The sequence below is a fragment of the Flavobacterium sp. 245 genome, from assembly GCF_004362055.1.
In the GTDB taxonomy this organism is placed as follows: Bacteria; Bacteroidota; Bacteroidia; order Flavobacteriales; family Flavobacteriaceae; genus Flavobacterium.
Genome location: NZ_SNXB01000007.1, coordinates 61,136 through 83,513 on the forward strand (window position 1 = coordinate 61,136; position 22,378 = coordinate 83,513).

Below are 22,378 nucleotides of genomic sequence, written 5' to 3' on the forward strand. Positions count from 1 at the left end.
TTTAACGTGATTGTTTTTTAATAATTAATAATAAATTCGAACTCAATTGTAATATGGCACTTAAAGATCTCCACCTTTAAATACTATCTTTTTTCAATTTTTTGCTACTCTCCAAAAAATCAATATTTTATATCTAAAAAATAAATTCTGCCCGGATTCATTTTTCTAAAATTTTACTAAAACGATTTAGTAAAACAGGTAAAAAAAAACGAAAACGTTTTCTTTTTTTTTATTCATTATCAGCTTAATAATTAAACCGATTCTCTAATAATCAAGTTTCCTTTTTTCAGACTTTTTTCAACTTTAAATGCTTCCATATCGGTCATCTGGCTCATTAGCAATTGTATTGATTTAATTGCAATATCTTCAATTGGCTGTGCAATAACCGTAATTGTTGGTGTATGTAATTTAAAACTATCATGATCATCAAAACTAATTACCGAAATATCCCCTGGAATACTGATTCCCATTCCTCTAAAAGCCTGAAGACCCGCAAGTCCCATGTAATTCGCTAAAAACAAAACCGCATCAATGTTTGGATTTTCTTGAAAAAAATTCACAATTGCTTTAATTCTAGTTTCTTCATTACTGTGGTAATCAATATGAAGAACAAGCGCTTCATTATAAACTCCGTTTTCTTTTAAAGCATCTCTGTAGCCGTCTTCCCTTAATTTCATCTGAACCATTTCAGAAGTATTATTGACAACAGCAATATTTTTACAGCCTTTGTTAATTAGAAATTTTGTTGCCGAGTTTGATGCTTCATAATTATCCATTACTACATGGCTCACTCGCTGTCCCGGAAAATATCTATCAATTAATACAACTGGTTTTTTCAGTTTTAAAAGAAGATCGATTTTCTCTTCCAAATTTTGAGTTGGTGTAATAATAAAACCATCAACATTTGCCTGCAATAAACTGTGAATCAATTCTTCTGAGCGTTCATCATCATCACCCGTACTGCAATAAAAAACTCGGTAATCAATATTTTTAGCTTCATCTTCAATCACGCGCGCCAAATCAGAAAAAAACTGATTCGAAATATCTTCTACTATTAATCCAATTGATCTTGTTTTTCCAGTTCTTAAACTGGTCGCAATCATACTTGGCCTGTAATTAAGATTTTCAGCAACGTCCTGAACTTTTTTAATAACAGCAGCACTGATTCCCATTTTCTCCCCTTTTCCATTAATCACAAAAGATACCGTAGATATAGAAACTTCAGCTTCTGTAGCAATATCTTTAATAGTAATTTTTTTCATTTAGCGGGTTGATTATTTATTAAGCTGTTGTTAATTATGTCACAAATATATATTAAAAACAATTACTAAAACGATTTTGTAAATATTTTTTTGAGTAAATCGTTTTTTTAGAGTTAATATAACATATAATCCTCAGTATTTACAAGGATTACATGTTATATTAATTTTTTATGACGGAAATTAAACCCAATTTTTTTATGAGATAAATACTTCTAAAATTGAAGCTGTTCCCTTTACAGTAAAGGTTTTTACGGCTGCCGGAATTAAAATTGTGTCTCCTTTTATATAAGAATAAATTTCACCGTCGATTTCAATTTTAAAACCGCCTTCTGTGCACATGTAAACGGTAAAAGTTTCCCCTGTTTTAGTAAAATCAACTTCTCCATCAAGCGGAATGATATTCGTGGTAAAATATGGACAATCGACAATAACATTCGCTTTATTTTCAATTTTCTCGTAATTTTTATACGTATAAACTTTATTGTAATTAATGGCGTCTAATGCCAAATCTACATGCAATTCACGTTTGTTTCCTTCTGCATCTGTTCTGTCAAAATCGTATAAACGATAGGTTATGTCTGAGGTCTGCTGAATTTCGGCCACAACCAAACCTGCTCCTATAGCGTGAACTGTTCCTGTTTCCAGAAAAAAAACATCGCCCGCTTTAGCTTTTACATCATCTAAAATCGAAACCAATGTTTTATTGTTTAGATTTTCCAGATATTCTTCTTTGCTTGAATCTTCTTTAAAGCCAACAATAATTCGGGCATCTGTATCAGCTTGCATTACGTACCACATTTCAGTTTTTCCAAATGAATTATGACGTTCTTTGGCCAATTTATCATTTGGATGGACCTGAATTGAAAGATCTTCTCTGGCATCTCAATACTTGAAAAGTAATGGAAATTGTTTTCCAAATCGGGCATAAACGGCAGTTCCTAAAATTTCGTTTGGAGCATCTTCAATTAATTCTGTTAAAGATTTTCCTTTTAAATCACCGTTTACCACAATACTTACATCGCCTTCTACTGTTGATAATTCCCAGCTTTCGCCTGTAATAGCAGAAACAATTGGTTTATTAAGAAGCGTTTTTAATTTTTCTCCGCCCCAAATTCTTTCTTTCAGAATTGGTTCAAATTGTAATGGATAATTTATTGTATTCATATCTGATTTTTTTAAAAAAAATTTTATTTTATCGAAATGGCCACTCCCCCGCTAGAAGCTAACTTTTGTTTTAATTTACTTTTGCTGTTTACGGTTACTTTTCGAATGTTATACGACTGCGGATTTGTTTTATAATCAGCTGTTTTGCCGTCTTCATAAATAGTTGCTGTAAATGATTTTCCTGTTGGAAGAAAACTAAAGTCAATCAAAGCAGTACGTGAATTTTCATCTGTAATGCTTCCCACAAACCATTCTTGCTTTCCTTTTGTTTTTCTTGCAATAGTTATAAAATCCCCAGGTTCCGCTTCCAGAATATAGGTTTCATCCCAATCCAAAGCAACGTCTTTAATAAACTGAAAAGCATCTTTAAATCGGATATAATTTTCAGGCAAATCGGCTGCCATTTGTAAAGGGCTGTACATTGTTACATACAATGCTAACTGTTTTGCCAGTGTAGTGCTCAGCTTATTTTTCTTCGTTCCATAAATTGATAAATCTCCCTGAAAAATTCCTGGCGTATAATCCATTGGACCACCCATCAATCTAGTAAATGGCAAAATGGTAGTGTGGTCAGGATGAATTCCTTCCATTGATTCAAACTCGGTACCACGTGCTGATTCCTGTGCAAACCAGTTTGGATACGTTCTGTGCAAACCAGTAGGACGAACCGCTTCGTGCGAATCCAGCATTATTTTATGTTTAGCAGCTTCAGTTGCCACATAAGTATAGTGATTTACCATTTGCTGTCCATCATGATGTTCGCCTCTTGGAATAATTGGCCCTACATATCCGGTTTTAACAGCATTATAATTATTGTCCGTCATAAAATTCAAGGCATCATTTAATTGTCTTTCATATTCAGAAGCAGAAGATGTAGTTTCATGATGCATAATAATCTTTACCTTTTTTTGCTTTGCATATTCGCTTAGTTCTTTAACATCAAAATCTGGATATGCTTTCGTAAAACTGTAAATATGCTCTTTTTTAAAAGCCGTATTATCTTCCCAACCTTCGTTCCATCCTTCAACCAAAACAGCATCAAAACCATTTGAAGATGCAAAATCAATATATTCTTTAACATGATTGGTATTTGCTCCGTGTGTATTATTTGGTTTCAGCTTAGAAAAATCGGTCTTGCCAATTACTACATCCTGATTATCAGAATAGGCCCAAGTCGATCCTCCGCCTGTAAAATATTCCCACCATACACCAATATATTTCACGGGTTTAATCCATGAAATATCTTCAAAGCTGCAAGGCTCATTAAGATTCAATATCATTTTTGAAGTCAATATGTTTCGGGCATCGTCGCTGACAACAACTGTTCTCCACGGCGTAAAACTTCCTGTCTGAATATATCCTTTATTGCCTACTGCATCTGGAACAAGATGTGAACTTAATGAAAAAGTTTTGTAATTTACATTCAGGCACATTGCCGGATAATTTTTTAAAGCGGCTTCGTGAATATTAATATAAAGTCCCTCATTGGTCTTCATCATCAGCGGGGTCTGTGTCGCTAAATTTTTGATTGCACTTTGCGCGGCTAACGGTACATGTACGGCATCATAAACTAAAGCTTGCATTTCAGATATTTTTGAAGTAGTATAACTGTATTCATTTGTATCATAATCGCCAGGAATCCAAAAAAGTTTATGATCTCCGGTTAGATTAAACTCGGTTGTTTCTTCCTGAATTATAAAATGACGCAAATTTTCCTGAACAGGAAATTCATATCGAAAACCTAATCCGTCATTAAACAAACGAAAACAAATTATCAGCTTTCTTTTGCTTTTTGCCTGCTCTAATGAAACTTTCACTTCATTATAATGGTTCCTGATTTCTTTTTGTTCTCCAAGAACTGGTTTCCAAACACTGTTTTCCGACTGATATTGAGTATCAACAATCTTAAAATCTTTATTCAGCAAAATATCTGATTTCAAAATAAATCCCATTTTACTTTGCTTCAACACTTCTTTTCCTTTAAAATCCAACGAATAGACAGGACTTCCAGCTGTATCTAAATGAAATTCCATCTTCAAATTTCCATCCGGTGATTTTAATTCTTGTGCATTTGTAAACAGATTTACAATAAAAATAAACAGGCAACTAAATAATATCTTTTTCATGTAAAGTAAAATAAAAACATTCCTAAATCGATTTAGTAAAAGTAATAAAATTTACAAATCTCAAATACTTTATTTCAAAAAAAAGATTTTGCATTAAAAAACGCTGCTGATTTTTTATTCTCAGCAACGCTTTACGTTTTTATTTCTTGTCTATTTTATAGAGTCGGCCTTGGTCCGTAACCGCATAGAGTGCGCCGTCATTTCCTTGTGTAATATCTCTGAAACGTTGATTTTCTGAAACCAATAATCGTTCTTCTCCTACGACTTTATTATTATCAATTGCAAGTCTAACAATGTGCATACCGCTCAACGCTCCTATAAATAAATTGTTTTCCCATTCTGGCACTCGATTACCGCTATAAAACGTCATACCGCTTGGCGAAACTACTGGATCCCAATAATAAACAGGCTGTTCCATTCCGCTTTGCTGCTGAATTCCCGCACCTACTTTTTCACCGCTGTACTCAATTCCGTATGTAATTGTTGGCCAGCCAAAATTTGCTCCAGCTTTTAATCGGTTTATTTCATCTCCGCCACGCGGACCATGTTCGCTTTCCCAAATTTCACCAGTAACAGGATGAAGTGCCAATCCTTGAGGATTTCTATGCCCAATTGAATATAATTCTGCCAGCGCACCACTTCCTGCAAAAACAGGATTTCCAGATGCCGGCTGACCTTCTTTTGTTAATCTTACAACTTTTCCAAGACCTGAAGAAACAGACTGTGCCAATGGTCTCGTTTCTAAAACCGAACGTTCACCTGTACTCACGACAAGATTTCCAGTTTTATCAAAAAGAATTCGGCCTCCATAATGAAGATTACTTGGATTTGCAGGTTTTGCACGATAAATTACCGTTGCTCCTTCAATTGTTTTTTCATCGGTTGAGAGTTTTCCTTTGGCTACAGCCGTATTATTTCCACCTGTTGTGGCTTCAGAAAAAACCCAGTAAATCATTTTATTTGATGCAAATTCAGGATCAAGACATAAACCCAGCAAACCTCCTTGGCCCGAAGCATTAACAGCAGGGATTCCAGTAATTGGACTGCTGACAACTCCAGCTGTTGTGACAATGCGCATTTGTCCGGCTTTTTCAGTAACTAAAAGTCGGCCGTCAGGAAGCATTTTCACGCCCCACGGACTTGCTAAAGTACTTGTAACAACAACACCTTCGTAACTGGTATTTGTTTTAATTCCGCTAATACGGGTCTGGCCTGTAAAGGCAGGTGTGTAAGCGCTATTTGGAGCATTTGTTTCTACAGGATCAGTTACTGTTCCTGGATCTGCGGGTGAATCTTTATCATTGGAACAACTACAACTAAAAGACATTAAAAGTAAAGCAGAAAATGCGGCAAGGCAGGTTGTATTTTTCATCTTATTTGATTATTTAAAATTAAAAAACAGTTTGGGTTATGTTACTCAAAGTTCTGAAATAACAATTATGTTCTATTACATAATTTCTTTCAAAACTTATAGAATTATTTCTTATAACGCTGAAAATGTGTTTTCTATTTCAAAAACTTATATAAATTGAAATCATTTTACAAGTAATCATTTTATTTTCTAAATTAGATTTAAAATTAAAAAGCTATGGAGAAACTAACCAAAGAAGATATAAGTCAAGAAGTATTTGACTTGTATGATGATTATGCACACAATAAAATTGACCGCCGTTTATTTATTGAGAAATTATCCATCTTCGCGGTTGGAACATTGACGCTTCCATCGCTTTTAAGTTTTATGACACCTAATTATGTCGACAGTATTCTTGTTCAACCCACAGATCCGCGACTAAAAACAGGCTATATAAATTATGATTCTCCAAAAGGTGGCGGAAGCATTAAAGGTCTTTTGTCACAGCCATCTGAAACTAGAAAGAAATTGCCGGGAATTATTGTTGTTCATGAAAACCGAGGTTTAAACCCTTATATTGAAGATGTTGGAAGAAGAGCTGCTGTTGAAGGTTTCATTACGCTTGCACCAGACGCACTTTCACCACTGGGCGGTTATCCAGGCAATGATGATGCGGGAAGAGAATTGCAAAAGAAACGAACTCGTGAAGAAATGCTCGAAGATTTTATTGCGGCATACGAATACCTTAAATCACACAAAGACTGTAACGGTTACGTGGGTGTTGTTGGGTTTTGTTTTGGAGGCTGGATTTCAAATATGATGGCAGTAAAAATACCCTCTTTATCTGCTGCGGTTCCCTATTATGGAGGACAACCAACCACAGACGAAGCAGAAAAAATAACTACTCCTTTAATGTTGCACTATGCAGGTCTTGACACACGTGTAAATGACGGCTGGCCAGCCTTTGAAGAAGTGCTTACAAAAAATAAAGTCGAAAATACAGCTTATTTTTATGCAGGAGTCAATCATGGTTTTCATAATAATACAACGCCTAGATATGATGAAGCTGCAGCAACTTTATCATGGACAAGAACGATTGATTTTTTCAAACTAAAACTGAAAAAGAAGTAAATTGTTAATACTACGACAATCTGAGTTTTAACATTTAAAATTATTGTAAATTTGGACTGCCTTTTAATCATTTTTTAATTAAAAAAGCTGGTCCAGATGTTACGTCCTTGGCAACTCCAAATTCAATTAGACAAAAAATCAGATAAAGCGCTGTATCTGCAAATTGCTGATGCTATCATAAACGCCATACAATCTGGAAACTTAACTGCTGGGAACGCTTTACCTGGAAGCCGAAAGCTTGCCGAATTATTGAATGTAAACCGAAATACGGTTGTTGAAGCTTTAGATGTTTTAATTGCTGAAGGCTGGCTCATAACAATAGACAGAAAAGGAACTTTTATTGCAGCATTACAAAGTAAAATCATCACAGCAAAATCTGAAAAGAAAGCAGTAATAAATAAAGATGAATTAAAGCATCATCTCGTTTTTGATGACGGACTTCCTGATAGCCGCTTGGCTCCCATGAATGATTTGGCACGCGCTTACAGAGAAATATTCAACAGAAAATCGCGCTGGCAAATAATGGGTTACAGCAACGAACTTGGTGATATTGAATTTAGGAAAGCAATAGTTCAAATGCTGAATTTTAAAAGAGGACTCAATATTGCAGCAGATCAAATTTGCATAACACGAGGAAGCCAAATGGCAATGTACCTGACTTCGCATTGTCTTTTTTCAAAAGGAGATTTTGTTATGGTCGAAAATCCAGGTTACAAACCTGCGTGGGAAACTTTTGAAAATGCAGGCGCCACTTTGCTTCCTGTAAATGTCGAAAACGATGGTCTTAGCATTAATGAAGTAGAAAACTACCTCAAAAAATACAAGACAATAAAAGCAATTTACGTAACACCACACCACCAGTTTCCTACTACTGTTACCATGAGCCTCATGAAAAGATTAAAGCTCGTTGCATTATCTAATCAATATGGTTTCACAATTATAGAAGATGATTATGATAACGAATTTCATTTTGGACAGCGCCCTATTCTTCCTATTTCCAGTTATGGCAACATTCAAAATTTCGTTTATATTGGTACACTAAGCAAAATTGTCGCGCCGGCACTGCGTATTGGTTATCTTGCTACTTCGATTGCAAACATCGAAAAAGTGGCAAAACACCGAAAAATAATCGATGTTCAAGGCGATAATATAATGGAAGAAGCTGTTTTAAATCTAATCAATGAAGGTCAAATAAAACGGCATCTGAAAAAAGCGAATTTAATTTATAAATCTAAAAGAGATTATTTTGAAAAGCTTTGTCAGCAACATCTTCAAGATAAAATTACCTATATAAAACCTGAAGGCGGACTGGCTTTTTGGATTGTTCCAAAATCAGAAGTTGATCTGCAAGCAGTTTGTGAAAATTTACTTCAGAAAGGAATTAAAATAATGAGTCCAGAAAAATTCAGTTTCAAGACTCCTGTTTCTGGCTTAAGGCTTGGTTATGCTTCACTAACTGAACAGCAAATGGAAGAAGGCATTATAGCTCTTTCTAAACTTTTATAACCATTAATTTATAGCATAAAGACTGAAATCCCCACATTTACAGCCTTTATGCCTTAAAAATTAGTTAATTACAGTTTTCCATTTCAATTATAGAAAAACCGTTTTCTCTAATCTGATTTTCAATTTCAATTGGTGCTTTCTCAATATGGCAAAAATTACATTCTTTTGATGTTAAAGGCTGTCCTTCCTGTGCAACTGATTTAAGATAAGTTCTTCCGAATTCAAAAACCTGATCAGCATTATCAGTATTTTCATCAACCAAAATATCAAAATGCATAATTTTACCGTCTTTTCGGGTCACATAAGTATCCCATACTGCTACTTTCATAATTATATGTTTAAAAAATTTTTTTTTTTAGTGTTCTTTAGTACTGCAAATTTATTGCGACTTTCAATTTTCCAGCTCATCCAGTTTTTTGATTTATATGCGATTACTGGTCTAGTTGAAAATTGCGCCTGAAAACTGGACCGCATCAAATAATAAAAACTGGATCTTTTGTCCCAACCAGTTAATCGTAATTTTGTACGTATGAAAGAGGACATTATTTTTAATTTGAAACAGGTTCGCAATCGTATCGAAAATGCCTGCAAACTTTCGGGCAGAAATTCAACGGATGTGAAACTTTTATTGGCAACCAAAACTGTTTCCGCAGAGAAAATCAATATTGCGATAGAAGCTGGCGAAAACCTCATTGGCGAAAACAAAATGCAGGAACTTCGCGATAAAGATGCTGATTTAAAAAAACGGAATATTGAGCGCCATTTTATTGGACATTTACAAACTAATAAAATAAAAGATGTCCTAAAATACGCCACTTGTATTCAATCAATTGATCGTCTTAATCTCGCTGAAGAATTAAATAAACAACTGCGGAAGGAAGGCAGAAATCTCGACATTTATATTCAGGTCAATACTTCTTTTGAGGAAAGCAAATTTGGCCTTCCTCCGTCTGAAGTGATTTCTTTTATAAATAAAATTAAAAAGTATGAATCTCTGAATATTAAAGGTTTAATGACCATTGGTTTATTAGATGTTGAAAAAGAAAAAATGCGACCTTCACTCCGATTATTACGAGAAATACGTGATGAAATTTATGCTGCTAAAATTGACGGAATCCATGATTTAAAACTTTCCATGGGAATGTCTCAGGATTTGGAGTTGGCTATAGCCGAAGGTTCAAATTTGGTCCGAATAGGAACTTCGATCTTTGGAAATCGGTTTTTAGGCAAAGAAATTTGGAATGAAAATATTGCAGAATAAACTTTAATTTTGTGCCAAATAATTTTCAGATGAATCTACACGAACTTACCATACACGACACCGAAAAAATTGCGATTGAAAATCTTTTTTTCAGCGAAGAAAATAGGGCAATTTTAGAACAGACTATCAAGGAGCATAAATATATTGAAGAATTAAAAAAATACAATCTTCCGGTTGACAATAAAATTTTGCTTCACGGTCATTCTGGTTGTGGCAAAACTACGACCGCAAAAGCGATTGCAACGGCTTTGAAAAAAGAAATTATTATTGTAAACCTCAGCACTATTATAAATGCGAGAATTGGTGAAACGTCTAAAAATGTAAAAGCGCTTTTTGATAAAGCGGCGAGAGAAAATGCCGTTTTGTTTTTAGATGAATTTGACCAAATTGCCAAAAGCCGAGAAAATGATGATAAAGATGTTGCCGAAATGAAACGTCTGGTAAATACCATTATTCAATTAATTGACTATTTTCCAGCAAATTGCCTTTTAATCTGTGCCACTAATTTTTTCAATAGTATTGATACGGCTTTACTGCGAAGATTTCAAATTAAGCTTAAATTTGAATTGCCCGATGAAAAACAATTAGATCTTTACTACGATAATATCCTAAATACGTTCCCAATTCATTTACAATACATTACAAGAAAATATTTGCTCTCATACGCTGAAGCAAAAGATTATGTGCACACCACAATGAAAGGACTGATTATTTCAGAATTAGAATCACAGCAAAAACAATTTTAGATTTTACGCCCTTCTAATTATATATTTTAACCCAAAAAATTGAACTAAAATCTGGACGTCATTTTTACTTTTACTCTTATGAATAATTGCTTTAAATATTTATTACTGTATTTTAAACTTTCAAAAAACTAAAGCGGACCGTATTTTTCTTTATAGCGTTCCAGTTCAGATTCTGTTTTAGCGAGCAGTTTTTCCAAGAGCGTGATTTTATCTTCGTAAAGCAGTTTTAATGTCGCCGTATTTTGTTCTGTATTAATTAAGATGCTTCCGTTGTTGTTTCCTATTACTTTATTAAAGCTGTTAAAGTATCTTTCACTATCAAAACTTATTATATCTTCTACACTGACTTCTAAAATACGGGCAATTTCAACTAGTTTCTCAAATGATAAAACAGTTTTACCTTTTTCAATTTTACTGTAACCTGCCTGGGTCACACCAAGTTGTTCTGCCATATATTCTTGAGTGTAGTTTTTTAATTCACGTATGCTTTTAATTTTATTTTTAATTGAGGTGGCCATATTTTTGATTTGGGATCTGGTTTAGCGAATATAGCCCAATACTAAATTTTAGTATTGCAACTAAACCGAATTTAAAATGTATTCTACTACAGCTTCAATCGCAGAAGTTGATGAAGCCGTTTTTCCGTTATTTTTTTTTCACAGTTATAATAAACCCATAAACGATTGCAATAACGATAAAGGCTAATTCGTATTGGGGAATTCCAAAAATTCTCATTTGCAAATATTAAAAAAATTATGCGGTTTGCATTGTCATGCGCTCAAACTGAAGATTAAAAAATTCGTCAATTTGTTTGCCAATCTTATTTTTATCTTTGCTCCTAATTTTTACGATTATTTCCTTTTGATAACAATCACGGACCAAAACATAATAATCAAATTCTGCCGGATTATGAAATCGTAAAATGGTAAGAACGGTAAAGGCTAAAAGGGCCGGAATAATATAATTAAGATCAGCCGTTTTTGTAAAAAGCATACAATAATAGGCGCTTGCTGTGACAGCGATAAAAATCGCATTTATTAGAAAATAATTTTTCTTTTTTCGAATTAAGCCGAGTTCGATTATTTCATCGAAAGCATAATTCCATCTCTCTTTGCGATAGCAAAAATGAACGTGAGTTGAAGTAATTGTAAGGAACATAAAAATAGTAGGTAAAATGATTTCGGGAATTTTTTTTAAGCTAATTCTTTAAAAAAAAAAGCTCAAACGCAATATTAAGCAAAACCTTCTTTTTTTTCTTACAATCTTTATAATACAATATAACTGAGAGTTATAATTCATTACAAAAATGTAAAATATTACTTATAATCTATTCTGTAACAATACAATAACTCATACTTTTCTACTGAGTTTCTATTTCTTATAAAAGGGATTGTAATGTAAGTAACTGTTAATTATGCAACTATAATTATCTATCATGTAAGGCTTCCCTTTGATTTGCTTGGTAAATTTGTAAAACACAAACTTTTAATTGAATAACTTAAAAGAGAAACGTTATGAAAAACGAGCACAACTTAGATAATTATCAGAACGATCCTGATTATATCGATCAAAATATTCTTGTTGACGGAACTTCAAATGAAGATCAATTCAAACAAGATTTAAAACCGCAAGACCATTATGAATTTGGCGAAAGTGATCCAGATTATATCGATCAAAATACATTAGTAGACAATGATAATTATGCCAGAGACGAAGATCCTTATCAATATCAAGAAGAATTTATTGGAGATCCGCAACATCATGTAGCTGATTATGAAAGCAATACCATACGTGCTGAAAATATCCCGAATCAGGAACGTATTGTAAATGAAGATGATGCCATTACAAATGATGATCGAAAAAACGATATTGACGAAGATTATGATCCTGATTTGGATTTGGATAATGATTTAGAAGAAGATGGTGATCTGGATGATGATGACACTAAAGATTTAGATGATTTTGACGCAGAACATTTTCCCGAAAATCATCCAAGAGAATAATCAATCTTTTGAATATGGATTTGACTTCACAAATTATCTGGCTTTTTGTTTTAGCTGTTCCAATTGCTTGTGTAAGCTGGACCGTTACACATGAGGAAATTTTTAAGGAACCTAGAGAATGGTGTGTCAAGCATTCAAAATTTGATCGAACAATTTTCTCAAGAAAGATATTTTATCTCTTTACTTGCGAATACTGTTTCAGTCATTATGTCACAATTGCCTTTTTAGTGCTTTGCGATTATAAACTTTTGTTAAATGACTGGCGTGGCTACATTTTGGCAGGATTCTCGCTGGTTTTTATGGCAAATATTTACATGAGTCTTTTTGCTTTGCTCAGACAAGCAATTAAAAAAGAAAAAGCAGAAATTGAAAAAATCGAAAGTGATATAGACACTGAAAAATAATCGAAATTAGATACAAATAAGTTTAAACAAATAAATTATTATAATTATGGAAAATTTGAATTTTATAGATCCTTTATTACACGGAATAACGCCAAATCCGGCGTCAAAATTATCAGTAAAAAATTTAGTTTGCGCAGGACTTGGCGCCTTGTTAGTTGGTGCAGTTCTGAAAAAAACCGGACATAACAAATCTGCTGCGGTTGTTGGTAGTCTGGCATTGCCATTGTTAACCTCAGCATGTTACAAACAAATCTCAAAATCATACAAAGAAAAAAAAGAAAAAACAGATAGCAGCGGGATTGAATATAATCATTAAGAGGTTGCTTTGTTTCAAGTTTCAGGTTTCAGGTTTCAAGTTTCAAGTTGAAAAGAGACTTGGCTTGGGCTGCTTTTTAACCGCAAAGTTCGCAAGGTTTTTTTGTTCAAATTGTGTTTACAAACGCGAAGGACGCAAAGCTTTGCGAACTTCGCGTTTGTAAACATAAAACTTGATGAAAAACCTTGCGAACTTTGCGGTTAATTTCACAACGGCCTTGAAACTTTAAACCTGAAACCTGAAACAAAAATCAAGAAAGATTTATATTTCCTTCAACCCAATTCAAAGCTTTATTGAAGTTTTCTTTTTTAAATCCGTGGAATTCTCCAGGAACTACAAAACTGAAACCGTTTGTGAACGTAATAATTTCTTCGGAATCTGTAATTATTGCAGCGCGGTTCCATTTTCCTAAATGTTTTAATCCGAGCAATGCATCTTCAAGCCATGCTCCTGCTGTAAAATTTTCAAGATCAGTATCGAGAACTAACAAAAAATTGATTTCGTTAGTCTGATTCACCAAGTGTTCAACTGCTGGAACGACCACTTTTAAAAAATCATCTTTTGTTACTTCTGCCAATGCTCTAAATGCGACTACATTATCTGTTGTGTCAATTTGATGTATCATGATAGTATTAGTTTTGAATGTTATTTAATATTGAGATTATACAGAAAAAAGTTAGCATAAAACTCCAATCAAAAATACTTCTCGAATACCGTTTAAGTCTTATAGCATCTCTTACTATTTTTACAAAATAACAATGTTATTCCGCTAAAAATTAATCAATTGAAAAGCTAGTAAAAAACAATAAAGCGATAATTCGTTATCTGAATTATCGCTTTTAAATATTATATTTTACTATTGATTTTTGTTTTATCAATTTCATCAATAAAAGGAATTGAATTTTGAATCTCGCCTCTTATTGTAACTTGCAGATATTGCTCAAGCTGAACAAATTTTGCTGCATTGCGTCCGCCAATTGCTTTTTTGACTTTGCCATAGGTTTTGGTCAACAATTTATCATAATCGGTGACGTTTTTTAAGCTTGCTTCTGTCAACGATGCCGCTTTTGGATCATCAAGTGTTGCATAATTGTTTCCGTAATCATTTATTATTTGCACTTTTTGCAGTCCTAATGCTTTACGCGAAACTTCATATTCATCATATATCTTTTGAAACTCTGTTGCCTGAGGTTCTGACAAATTCATGTATTGTCTAACCAAATCGGCTTTAGACTTGCCATAAATCGATTGTATAACTTCTACATCTTCTTTTAAACTCGATTGAGCAAATGAATGTGCAGAAAAAAGTACAAGAGCTAATAAAACTACTTTTTTCATGTTTTAAATTTTAAGGATTATTATAAATGATTTATCGCGATTTTATTTTTTAAAATCATAACTTAAAACAGCTCCTAAACCAAATTGAAAAGTTGAGGCATAATCAGTAACTGCCAAAGGCCCCCAATAGTAATCCCAATAGTAATCATAGCCAACAGCTGCCGACATAGATTGCAAATAAGCATTAATATTAATTGAAAATGGTGAATCAGTTTTTATTTTTACACCACCTTTAATTTCCCATGCAAAATAAGTTCCACTCCCGCTTCGTGGTGTTTCCAGAATTGCGATCCCTGCTCCAGCTCCTAAAAACGGAAGCGCTTTTTGAGAACTTGACCCAAAATAATACGTATAATCTACTAATACATAATTGATCGCACCTTTATCATCTCCGGCATTAACTTGACTACCTGCAGGAAAACCAGTTAATGGCACCTTTGTATATAAAGGCATGTTAGTATCAAGCCTATTATATTTTAATTCAACTGATTGGTTGTCCAAAATAAAATATTCCAAACCTCCGCCGTACTCAAAACCGTCTTCCACACGTGCGTATGAAGAATCAAAATCTACTTTGTCGGAAAAGGTATAACCTCCGTACAAATTAAGCAAAAATGAGCCTTGACTTTGCGCTGAAATCGTCAGCGAAAACAAAAAAACAACGAATAATAAGTGATACTTTTTCATAATTTGATTCTTTAATTTGTTTATAATTTGGTTTCTTAACTAATAGATTTTGCGATAAATAAAAATTGATGTACCTCTCTCTGTTAGAAGAGTAACTTCTTATTTACCAACAGTTATCAACTGTAATTTTGATTGAGCTCAAAATTATCTAAATTGGTAAAGACGGATTACATTTAGGGGGTAATAATGGTTTCAAATTATAATTTGAAACCAAAAAATACTACAAAAATGAACTCCTAAAACTACTTTTTTCAAAGAACAAAATATTTATATACCTGATTTACATATATTTACATGTAAATATAGATGAAAAAACGGTATATTAATTTTTAAATAAGTTAAAGTCTTTAAATCTTAATCTAAATAGTATGGCAGATAATTATAAAGTAGTAATTAGTCTTTATGCCGATGTTTATAAAAGCATTGGAACTGATGGAAAACCAAAGGGAAAAAACAATACAATCTTAATGGGATCATTTGTCAAAATTTTACCAGAAGAAACTAACAGTTGGCAAAAGATTTTAGCCTTTGGAAAAGAAAGCTGGATCGATAAAACCTGTTTAGGACTTTCGGCAGCTTTAAAATGTTTTTATGTTGATGTCGGTCAAGGCGACGGCGCATTGCTTGAAGTTGGAAATGACGAAAACGGACTTAAAATAATTATTGACGGAGGTCCAAATGATAATTTAAGTCATTATTTGAGTAAGTGGCAGTACAAATATTATTTTGACAAAAACAAAAAAGTACATCTTGATTATATCTTTATCAGCCATTTTGATAAAGATCATTACCAAGGATTAATTGATATTATTAACGACAGCCATTATACCATTGGCACCATTTATCATAACGGCATTGCAAAATTCAACAATAAAAAAATCAATTTTCCAAAAACAGAATACAATACCGAATTAGGAAAGAAATCAAAACATAACGGCGAAAATTATCTGGAAACTTCGTTCAATACCTTGGCTGAATTTAATGCACTCCAAGTTAAAGGCGGTATGCTTGATTTACAGGAAAAATTTCTGAATGCGGTCAACACTGCTACGAGTCAAGGGCGATTGACAAATTTTGAACGTCTGGATCACAACAGTACAATTCCGCCTAAACTCATTAATAACAAGAATTTCTCCATTGAGATTTTGGGACCAGTAACTTCAAAAATCGATAATAAAACCGTTTATAAATATTTTGATGATGAAGCACATACTATAAATGGACACAGTCTTGTTTTGAAAATAACTTACGGGAACCGTTCTTTTTTATACGGAGGCGATTTGAATATTCCTGCCGAAGACCATTTATTAGAACATTATAATACGGCAAATCCGTTTGAAGTTGACGTGGCAAAATCCTGCCATCATGGAGCATCTGAATTTACAACCGATTTTATGGCAAAAGTAAACCCTTATGCAACAGTAATTTCATCGGGCGATAATGAAACCTATTCACATCCGCGTGCAGATGCTATTGGCTGTGCCGGAAAATATACAAAATCAAAAAGGCCTTTAGTTTTCTCCACCGAGCTCGCTCGTTCAACTGCCGACGGAAGCACCAGAATTAAATACGGAATGATTAATATGCGTTGTGACGGCGACAACATTATTATGGCGCAAATGAAAGAAGCTGTAAGCAGCGGAAGCGTCTGGGATTTATATGAACAAAGTTTTTTTAATATTTGATTTGTTTTAAAGTTTCAGGTTTTGAAGTTTCAAGTTTCAGGTTTCAGTTTTCAGGTTTCAGTTTTAACTGCAAAACGCGCAAAGGTTTCGCAATGCACGCAAGGAAAATAAAACTTTGTGAAACCTTTGCGCACTTTGTGGTTTAATTCACAATGAATAGAAAACTTCAAACCTGAAACTTGAAACTTTGAAACTTTGAAACTTGAAACTTTGAAACTTGAAACTTGAAACTTGCAAACTAAAAAAATAGAAGCCTGTCTTTTTCAAGACAGGCTTTTCTAATAAAAAATAAATAAAAAAATAAACTAACTAACACAACTTAGTTATAACCTTGATTTTGTGTAAATTGTTTCGTTACGTCAATCGTTGACTGCGGAATTGGAAATACTCTTCTAAAAGGTTGTGAAGCCACTTTAGCAGTTCCTGGCAAATCAAACTTTCCAAAACGAATCATTTGTGGTCTTCTGTATAATTCCCAATACAATTCGAAACCAATTTCATTATATAATTGCGTCGCATCAAGCGATGTAAGCGCTTTTCCTGGTACACTTCCAAACAAAGCTTCTCTCTTTCTGCTTGTACGTAATTTGTTTAAATCGTCCATTGCTAATCCTGCACTTCCTTTTCTAAAGTAAGCTTCGGCTCTCATTGTGTAAATTCCACCTAAACGGTATAACGGAATATCAACATTACTGTTTCCATTTCCTCCCTCAGGATCAAATTCATATTTAAAAATACGAGCACCCTGATTAATTTCATTTTGAGCAAAAACCGCCTGAGCTGGATTTTTAAATGTTAATGACGGAGTAAAATCCATTCTTGTAGTTGTGCTTTTTTCCATAAATAAAGGCGAAACTTTAATACGTCCGTTGATCATTTCTAAAGAACCTGACGATAATAAAATTGGTCCGTATTGAGGTCCATACTCGATTCCTCTATTGAAATGAAACCAAGGTAAATTAGCACTTTTAGGAACAATATCGGTTGCTGGAACGCTCACATCTGTGCCGTCGTTTTTAAACCATGTTCCGTCTGCATATTGGTATTTTTGCTGAAATCTTGGATCGTCGTGATTTCCGTCCCATGTTGCAAAAAACTCCGGTGTTGTACACGCTGCATTTGTTCCTCTGTTTGCTGCAGAAGTTCTCTGGTTACGTTCCATACACACATAAGCAAAACTGTTTGAACCATTACGGATGTAATCTATCTTTTGAGAAATCGCAAAAATAAGCTCTTTTCCTTTGTTATTATCTCTTGCAAAGTTTTTAAAATAATCGCTTTCTAATGAGTATTTCCCAGAATTGATCAACAATGAAGTATAATAAATTACACGATCCATATCGGTTCCGCCTCCTGAAACTGCCGCTTCGTTAAAATTAAAATTAGAAGTTGCATTAAAACGATCTTTAAAAACAGCACGATTCAAATACATTGTTGCTAAGAAACCATAAGCAGCTTCTTTAGTAAAACGTCCATTGTGTGTTTGCTGTTCTCCCATATTGGCCAAATCTGGAATTAAAGCCTCAACATCTGTAATCAATTTATCGATTTGAGTATCTGCTTTTAAAATCTGCAAAGGCGCATTTGGATTCATCGGATCTCTAAAAGGCGCTTGTCCGTATAAATCTAACGTCGTATATAAATAGTACGCTAAAAGTCCTTTAGCTTCTGCTAAAAACAATTTCTTCTCCGGAATTGAACTTTCTTCAACCGACTGAATTGCAGTTAACGAACGCGTAATTCCGTTTGTCAATTTATTCCAGTTGTCACCCACAATCGCATTATCAGATTTCCAGGTAAACTCATGCATATCTCTCCATTTTCCTCCATCACCCCAGTCACTTCCACGTGTTGGCAAAATAGCCTCATCTGTTGTATATTCCTGCAAAGAGAAAACACCGCCATGATCTACAAAAGTTCCGTCTCCTAATCGGTCATAAGCTGCCGCAAGTGCTCCGGCAGGATTTGATGCATTGTCTCCCAAAACCTCGTCTAAAACAACTTCATCAAGATCTGTACAGCTGGCAAACAGCCATATAAACGAGAACAATGTGATTAATTTTATACTAAAAAATGTATTTGTCTTCATAATAAATTATAGTTTTAAAGTTGCTCCAAAACTGAACGTTCTAGAAGTTGGGTAAGCAGCATAATCAATACCTATTGACTGGTTTCCTCCGTTTGATTTTGGACTGTTGATTAATGGATCGTAACCTGAATAATTTGTGATCGTAATTAAGTTTTGTCCTGTTACATACAATGTCAATCCGTTAATCCAGTTGATTCCTTTCAGGTCAAAATTGTAACCTACACGAGCCGTATTTAATCGGATAAAATCAGATTTCTCTAAGAAAAGAGTAGATAAAATTGGCGAATTTGTTGGGTTTGCTCCCGATTCATAATATCCTGTTGCTACATTTCGGTCAGAAGCTAAGTTGTTTATATTTAATGCATTCAATCCCGTATTATTCAATAAATAACCTCCTGTCTGGCCAATGATAGAGAATGAAAACGTAAAGTTTTTGTATCGCATATCACTATTAAATCCGTAGTAAAAAGTTGGAAGCGCTCCTTCAATAATAATTCTGTCGCTATTATCAATTTTACCATCTCCATTTTGATCTTTAAAAATATTACCACCATTTGCATCAAAACCAATATGTTGTAATAAATAGAAAGATCCCGCCGCGTAACCACTTTTGTAAATATTCGCATTAACCCCAGATTGTCCAGGTCCTGAAATCGTTCCTGTCAAAATTTCTGAAACTGGCAAATCTTCAATTTTGTTATTCAAAGTCGCACCATTCATATCAATGTTCCAAGAAAAATCTTTGTGATCAATTAATTTTGAGCCTAACATAAATTCAAAACCTTTATTGATAATTTTCCCGTCAATATTGGTCCAAATTGTAGTTGTTGGACTCAAAGCCTGCGACGGAACATTCAAAATCGCATCGGTTGTTGTTTTGTTGAAGTAATCAAAAGTTCCGTACAATTTATCTTTCCACAAATTGAAATCTAAACCTAAATTATATTGCGTCACAACTTCCCATTTTAAATCAGGATTTGGTGTTCTGTTTACTGAAACTCCGTTAACCAAATTTAAATCGCTGTATAAATAATATCCATCAGCTCCAGAAAGTGAATAACTTGCCTGCGTAATTTTGTTCTCAACTTCCTGATTTCCTGTTTGTCCCCAGCTTGCTCTTAATTTTAAGTTATCTATTGCAGTTACATCTTCTAAGAATTTTTCTTTAGAGATATTCCATCCCAAAGCAGCTGACGGAAAATAACCGTATTTGTTGTTTTCTCCAAAACGAGTCGAACCGTCCGCTCTCATCGAAGCCGTCAAAAGGTATTTATTGTTGAAAGTATAATTTACTCTTCCAAAATAAGACTGAAGCTCATTTTCTTGTGCATATCCTGAAACGCCAGATTGCGTTCCTGCAAAACCAGGATTTACCGAAGGAGGCACACCCACTCCTTGATTTGAAATTCCGTCAACACTGAAAGCTGTTCCAGATCTTTCAAATTTTTGATATGAAAATCCGCCTAAAGCTTCAATTTTATGTTTGTCTAAATTCAAGTTATAAGTCAAATAATGTTCTACTAATGAATTTCTTGAATCCAAATTATTCTGAACATATTTCCCTTTCGGATTTAAGTCGGTTAAGTTTGGAAAAATAGTCGTGTTTCTTTCCGCTGCCGAACGGTCAAAACCAATGTTTAATTTATATTCTAATCCGTCGACAATTCTTAACGAAGCTTCTAAATTTCCTAAAACTCTCAACGTGCGTGTTACATCATCATAAATGCTCAATAAATAAGCCGGATTGTAGTGCGCATTCATATTAAAGTTCGTGTAATTTCCTTTTGAATCAAAAACCGGTCTTGTTGGGTTTGCCATTAAAGTATGTACAATTAGCTGTCCGTTAGAACCTCCGTCATCACTTGTAGGTACGCCGTCATCTTTAGTTTCACTTGCTGTAAGGTTCATTTTTACTTTCAAACGTTTGTTATCCAAAAACGATTCAGCAGCATTAATTCTCCCCGACATACGTTTGAAATTACTAGTTCTGATAATCCCTTCCTGATTCATTTGCGCTACAGAAGCATAATAATTTCCTGTTTCTGTTTGTTTTGAAAAAGCAAGTGAATTATTTGTAGTAATTGCTGTTCTGTAAATTACATCTTGCCAATCTGTATTTCCACCGTGATCAAACGCTGGATCTTTAATCGCTTTTCTATATTGATCTGCATTTAAAACGTCTAATTTATTAGCTACAGTCGAAACTCCTGTGTACGAATCAAAAGTTAAAGTTCCTTCGCCTTTTGATCCTTTTTTAGTCGTAACCAAAACAACTCCGTTTGATCCTCTCGCACCATAAATTGCCGCTGCCGAAGCATCTTTTAAAACCGTAATCGACTCAATATCGCTTGTGTTCAAAAAGTTCAATGGATTTTTAGCCGATGAATTTCCAAAACCAACATTACTTCCAGACGGACTAACATCATCATTTGACAAAGGCACGCCATCTACAACAAATAAAGGTGTACTCCCGCTTCTGATAGATCCAACTCCTCTGATGGTAACGTTTACACCTGCACCAGGCTCACCGCTTGTATTAACTACACGAACTCCGGCAATTTTTCCCTGCATTAAATTATCCACAGAAATATTTACACCTTGCTTAAAACTTGCTGCTTCAAGCTGTGTAACGGCTCCAGTTACATCTTTTTTAGACTGTTTTCCGTAACCAACTACTAAAACTTCACTTAATTCAGCCGTATTTGGCTCTAGCTGAATGGTCATAAAACCTTTTTGTACAGCAACAACTTTAGTTTTGTATCCTAAATAAGATACTTCGATTGTTTTTCCTTCTCCAACAGTAATTTCAAATTCACCATCAAAATTAGAAACAGCGCTGTTTGATGAGCTTGTTTCGGTAATTGTCGCTCCCGGAATTGGCAGTTTATTTTCATCAATTACTTTACCTTTTACTTTCACTCTATCTACAGCTATGTTTGTTGCCACTTTTGGCGAAGCTGTTTTCTGAATCAAAACTAATTTTCCGTTAATGTTGTAATTGAAGTTTGCTTTTTTTGAAAGATCATTCAAAATTGCCGAAACTGTTTCGCCTGCAAAATTTACAGTATAGGTTGTGTTATCAGCAATTACAGCTTGTCCGTAACTGAATTTATAATCGGTCTGCTGGCTTAATTTTGAAAATATAGAAACAAGAGTTGCTTTTTCTATTTTATTTTCTAAATTTGATTTTTTTACTAAAGTTTTACTATAACCTGTCTGTAAGGTCAGTAAAGCCAGAACTAAAAAGAAAAGACTCTTTAGATTTAAATAAGAAGTTTTAAAATACATGATTTAAGTTATTGGTTTTTT

19 protein-coding genes and 1 pseudogene are annotated in these 22,378 nt (G+C 33.9%); 8 read left to right on the forward strand and 12 right to left on the reverse strand.

Annotated elements, in window-relative coordinates; all coding sequences use genetic code 11:
- Positions 1-251: 251 nt before the first annotated feature.
- The 4 genes and pseudogenes from EV145_RS14485 to EV145_RS14500 form a co-directional block, all read right to left on the reverse strand.
- The gene (locus EV145_RS14485; protein ID WP_133525917.1) at positions 252-1,262 is read right to left on the reverse strand and encodes a LacI family DNA-binding transcriptional regulator; all 1,011 of its coding nucleotides are present in this window, start codon (positions 1,260-1,262) and stop codon (positions 252-254) included.
- Between the two features lie 195 nt (positions 1,263-1,457).
- Positions 1,458-2,426 (reverse strand): annotated as a pseudogene (locus EV145_RS14490) (type I phosphomannose isomerase catalytic subunit).
- Between the two features lie 23 nt (positions 2,427-2,449).
- Positions 2,450-4,552: a glycoside hydrolase family 97 protein gene (locus tag EV145_RS14495; protein ID WP_133525918.1), complete on the reverse strand. Its 2,103-nt coding sequence runs from the start codon at positions 4,550-4,552 to the stop codon at positions 2,450-2,452.
- 139 nt (positions 4,553-4,691) lie between these two features.
- Positions 4,692-5,924, reverse strand: coding sequence for a PQQ-dependent sugar dehydrogenase (locus tag EV145_RS14500; protein ID WP_133525919.1), 1,233 nt, complete (start codon positions 5,922-5,924; stop codon positions 4,692-4,694).
- A 216-nt stretch (positions 5,925-6,140) separates the two neighbouring features.
- Between EV145_RS14500 and EV145_RS14505 the strand changes: the two genes are divergently transcribed.
- Complete coding sequence (locus EV145_RS14505; protein ID WP_133525920.1) at positions 6,141-7,034, forward strand: dienelactone hydrolase family protein; 894 nt, start codon at positions 6,141-6,143, stop codon at positions 7,032-7,034.
- Positions 7,035-7,130: 96 nt separating this feature from the next.
- Complete coding sequence (locus EV145_RS14510; RefSeq protein ID WP_133525921.1) at positions 7,131-8,540, forward strand: PLP-dependent aminotransferase family protein; 1,410 nt, start codon at positions 7,131-7,133, stop codon at positions 8,538-8,540.
- 64 nt (positions 8,541-8,604) lie between these two features.
- Here EV145_RS14510 and EV145_RS14515 read toward each other — a convergent pair whose 3' ends face one another.
- The gene (locus EV145_RS14515) at positions 8,605-8,868 is read right to left on the reverse strand and encodes a DUF2024 family protein (protein ID WP_133525922.1); all 264 of its coding nucleotides are present in this window, start codon (positions 8,866-8,868) and stop codon (positions 8,605-8,607) included.
- Positions 8,869-9,069: 201 nt separating this feature from the next.
- On the opposite strand from EV145_RS14515, the gene EV145_RS14520 reads away from it, so the two are divergent.
- Positions 9,070-9,801, forward strand: coding sequence for a YggS family pyridoxal phosphate-dependent enzyme (locus tag EV145_RS14520; protein WP_133525923.1), 732 nt, complete (start codon positions 9,070-9,072; stop codon positions 9,799-9,801).
- Between the two features lie 29 nt (positions 9,802-9,830).
- Entirely contained in the window at positions 9,831-10,547 is a 717-nt protein-coding gene (locus EV145_RS14525; RefSeq protein WP_133525924.1) for an AAA family ATPase, read from the forward strand.
- Between the two features lie 128 nt (positions 10,548-10,675).
- On the opposite strand, the gene EV145_RS14530 is transcribed toward EV145_RS14525, so the two are convergent.
- On the reverse strand, positions 10,676-11,065 hold the full coding sequence (locus tag EV145_RS14530; protein WP_133525925.1) for a helix-turn-helix transcriptional regulator: 390 nt from the start codon (positions 11,063-11,065) through the stop codon (positions 10,676-10,678).
- A gap of 235 nt (positions 11,066-11,300) precedes the next feature.
- Positions 11,301-11,705 (reverse strand): hypothetical protein, encoded by a 405-nt coding sequence (locus EV145_RS14535; protein ID WP_133525926.1) that lies wholly within the window; start codon positions 11,703-11,705, stop codon positions 11,301-11,303.
- A 356-nt stretch (positions 11,706-12,061) separates the two neighbouring features.
- Between EV145_RS14535 and EV145_RS14540 the strand changes: the two genes are divergently transcribed.
- The 3 genes from EV145_RS14540 to EV145_RS14550 are packed head-to-tail and all read left to right on the forward strand — an operon-like array spanning position 12,062 to position 13,270.
- Entirely contained in the window at positions 12,062-12,550 is a 489-nt protein-coding gene (locus EV145_RS14540) for a hypothetical protein (RefSeq protein WP_133525927.1), read from the forward strand.
- Between the two features lie 14 nt (positions 12,551-12,564).
- Entirely contained in the window at positions 12,565-12,954 is a 390-nt protein-coding gene (locus EV145_RS14545; RefSeq protein ID WP_133525928.1) for a hypothetical protein, read from the forward strand.
- Between the two features lie 46 nt (positions 12,955-13,000).
- A complete protein-coding gene (locus EV145_RS14550; RefSeq protein ID WP_133525929.1) occupies positions 13,001-13,270 on the forward strand; it encodes a PrgI family protein in 270 nt (89 codons plus the stop codon).
- Between the two features lie 250 nt (positions 13,271-13,520).
- Here EV145_RS14550 and EV145_RS14555 read toward each other — a convergent pair whose 3' ends face one another.
- From EV145_RS14555 to EV145_RS14565, 3 genes are all read right to left on the reverse strand, one after another.
- Positions 13,521-13,895: an STAS/SEC14 domain-containing protein gene (locus EV145_RS14555; RefSeq protein ID WP_133525930.1), complete on the reverse strand. Its 375-nt coding sequence runs from the start codon at positions 13,893-13,895 to the stop codon at positions 13,521-13,523.
- Between the two features lie 221 nt (positions 13,896-14,116).
- Positions 14,117-14,608, reverse strand: coding sequence for a hypothetical protein (locus tag EV145_RS14560; protein WP_133525931.1), 492 nt, complete (start codon positions 14,606-14,608; stop codon positions 14,117-14,119).
- A 42-nt stretch (positions 14,609-14,650) separates the two neighbouring features.
- Positions 14,651-15,295 (reverse strand): outer membrane beta-barrel protein, encoded by a 645-nt coding sequence (locus EV145_RS14565; protein WP_133525932.1) that lies wholly within the window; start codon positions 15,293-15,295, stop codon positions 14,651-14,653.
- Between the two features lie 368 nt (positions 15,296-15,663).
- Here EV145_RS14565 and EV145_RS14570 point away from each other — a divergent pair, with 368 nt between their 5' ends.
- A complete protein-coding gene (locus tag EV145_RS14570; RefSeq protein WP_133525933.1) occupies positions 15,664-16,980 on the forward strand; it encodes a ComEC/Rec2 family competence protein in 1,317 nt (438 codons plus the stop codon).
- Between the two features lie 319 nt (positions 16,981-17,299).
- On the opposite strand, the gene EV145_RS14575 is transcribed toward EV145_RS14570, so the two are convergent.
- Positions 17,300-19,069, reverse strand: coding sequence for a RagB/SusD family nutrient uptake outer membrane protein (locus EV145_RS14575; protein ID WP_133525934.1), 1,770 nt, complete (start codon positions 19,067-19,069; stop codon positions 17,300-17,302).
- Positions 19,070-19,075: 6 nt separating this feature from the next.
- Positions 19,076-22,357 carry a SusC/RagA family TonB-linked outer membrane protein gene (locus EV145_RS14580; protein WP_133525935.1) on the reverse strand — a complete coding sequence of 1,094 codons (3,282 nt, stop codon included), beginning with the start codon at positions 22,355-22,357 and terminating at the stop codon, positions 19,076-19,078.
- Positions 22,358-22,378: the final 21 nt, after the last annotated feature.

Coding starts and splice junctions, on each gene's coding strand:
- EV145_RS14510 (WP_133525921.1), top strand. CDS start 7,131: ATGTTACGTCCTTGGCAACTCCAAATTCAATTAGACAAAAAATCAGAT.
- EV145_RS14555 (WP_133525930.1), bottom strand. CDS start 13,895: ATGATACATCAAATTGACACAACAGATAATGTAGTCGCATTTAGAGCA.
- EV145_RS14515 (WP_133525922.1), bottom strand. CDS start 8,868: ATGAAAGTAGCAGTATGGGATACTTATGTGACCCGAAAAGACGGTAAA.
- EV145_RS14565 (WP_133525932.1), bottom strand. CDS start 15,295: ATGAAAAAGTATCACTTATTATTCGTTGTTTTTTTGTTTTCGCTGACG.
- EV145_RS14550 (WP_133525929.1), top strand. CDS start 13,001: ATGGAAAATTTGAATTTTATAGATCCTTTATTACACGGAATAACGCCA.
- EV145_RS14485 (WP_133525917.1), bottom strand. CDS start 1,262: ATGAAAAAAATTACTATTAAAGATATTGCTACAGAAGCTGAAGTTTCT.
- EV145_RS14560 (WP_133525931.1), bottom strand. CDS start 14,608: ATGAAAAAAGTAGTTTTATTAGCTCTTGTACTTTTTTCTGCACATTCA.
- EV145_RS14500 (WP_133525919.1), bottom strand. CDS start 5,924: ATGAAAAATACAACCTGCCTTGCCGCATTTTCTGCTTTACTTTTAATG.
- EV145_RS14505 (WP_133525920.1), top strand. CDS start 6,141: ATGGAGAAACTAACCAAAGAAGATATAAGTCAAGAAGTATTTGACTTG.
- EV145_RS14520 (WP_133525923.1), top strand. CDS start 9,070: ATGAAAGAGGACATTATTTTTAATTTGAAACAGGTTCGCAATCGTATC.
- EV145_RS14575 (WP_133525934.1), bottom strand. CDS start 19,069: ATGAAGACAAATACATTTTTTAGTATAAAATTAATCACATTGTTCTCG.
- EV145_RS14495 (WP_133525918.1), bottom strand. CDS start 4,552: ATGAAAAAGATATTATTTAGTTGCCTGTTTATTTTTATTGTAAATCTG.
- EV145_RS14535 (WP_133525926.1), bottom strand. CDS start 11,705: ATGTTCCTTACAATTACTTCAACTCACGTTCATTTTTGCTATCGCAAA.
- EV145_RS14540 (WP_133525927.1), top strand. CDS start 12,062: ATGAAAAACGAGCACAACTTAGATAATTATCAGAACGATCCTGATTAT.
- EV145_RS14530 (WP_133525925.1), bottom strand. CDS start 11,065: ATGGCCACCTCAATTAAAAATAAAATTAAAAGCATACGTGAATTAAAA.
- EV145_RS14525 (WP_133525924.1), top strand. CDS start 9,831: ATGAATCTACACGAACTTACCATACACGACACCGAAAAAATTGCGATT.
- EV145_RS14570 (WP_133525933.1), top strand. CDS start 15,664: ATGGCAGATAATTATAAAGTAGTAATTAGTCTTTATGCCGATGTTTAT.
- EV145_RS14545 (WP_133525928.1), top strand. CDS start 12,565: ATGGATTTGACTTCACAAATTATCTGGCTTTTTGTTTTAGCTGTTCCA.
- EV145_RS14580 (WP_133525935.1), bottom strand. CDS start 22,357: ATGTATTTTAAAACTTCTTATTTAAATCTAAAGAGTCTTTTCTTTTTA.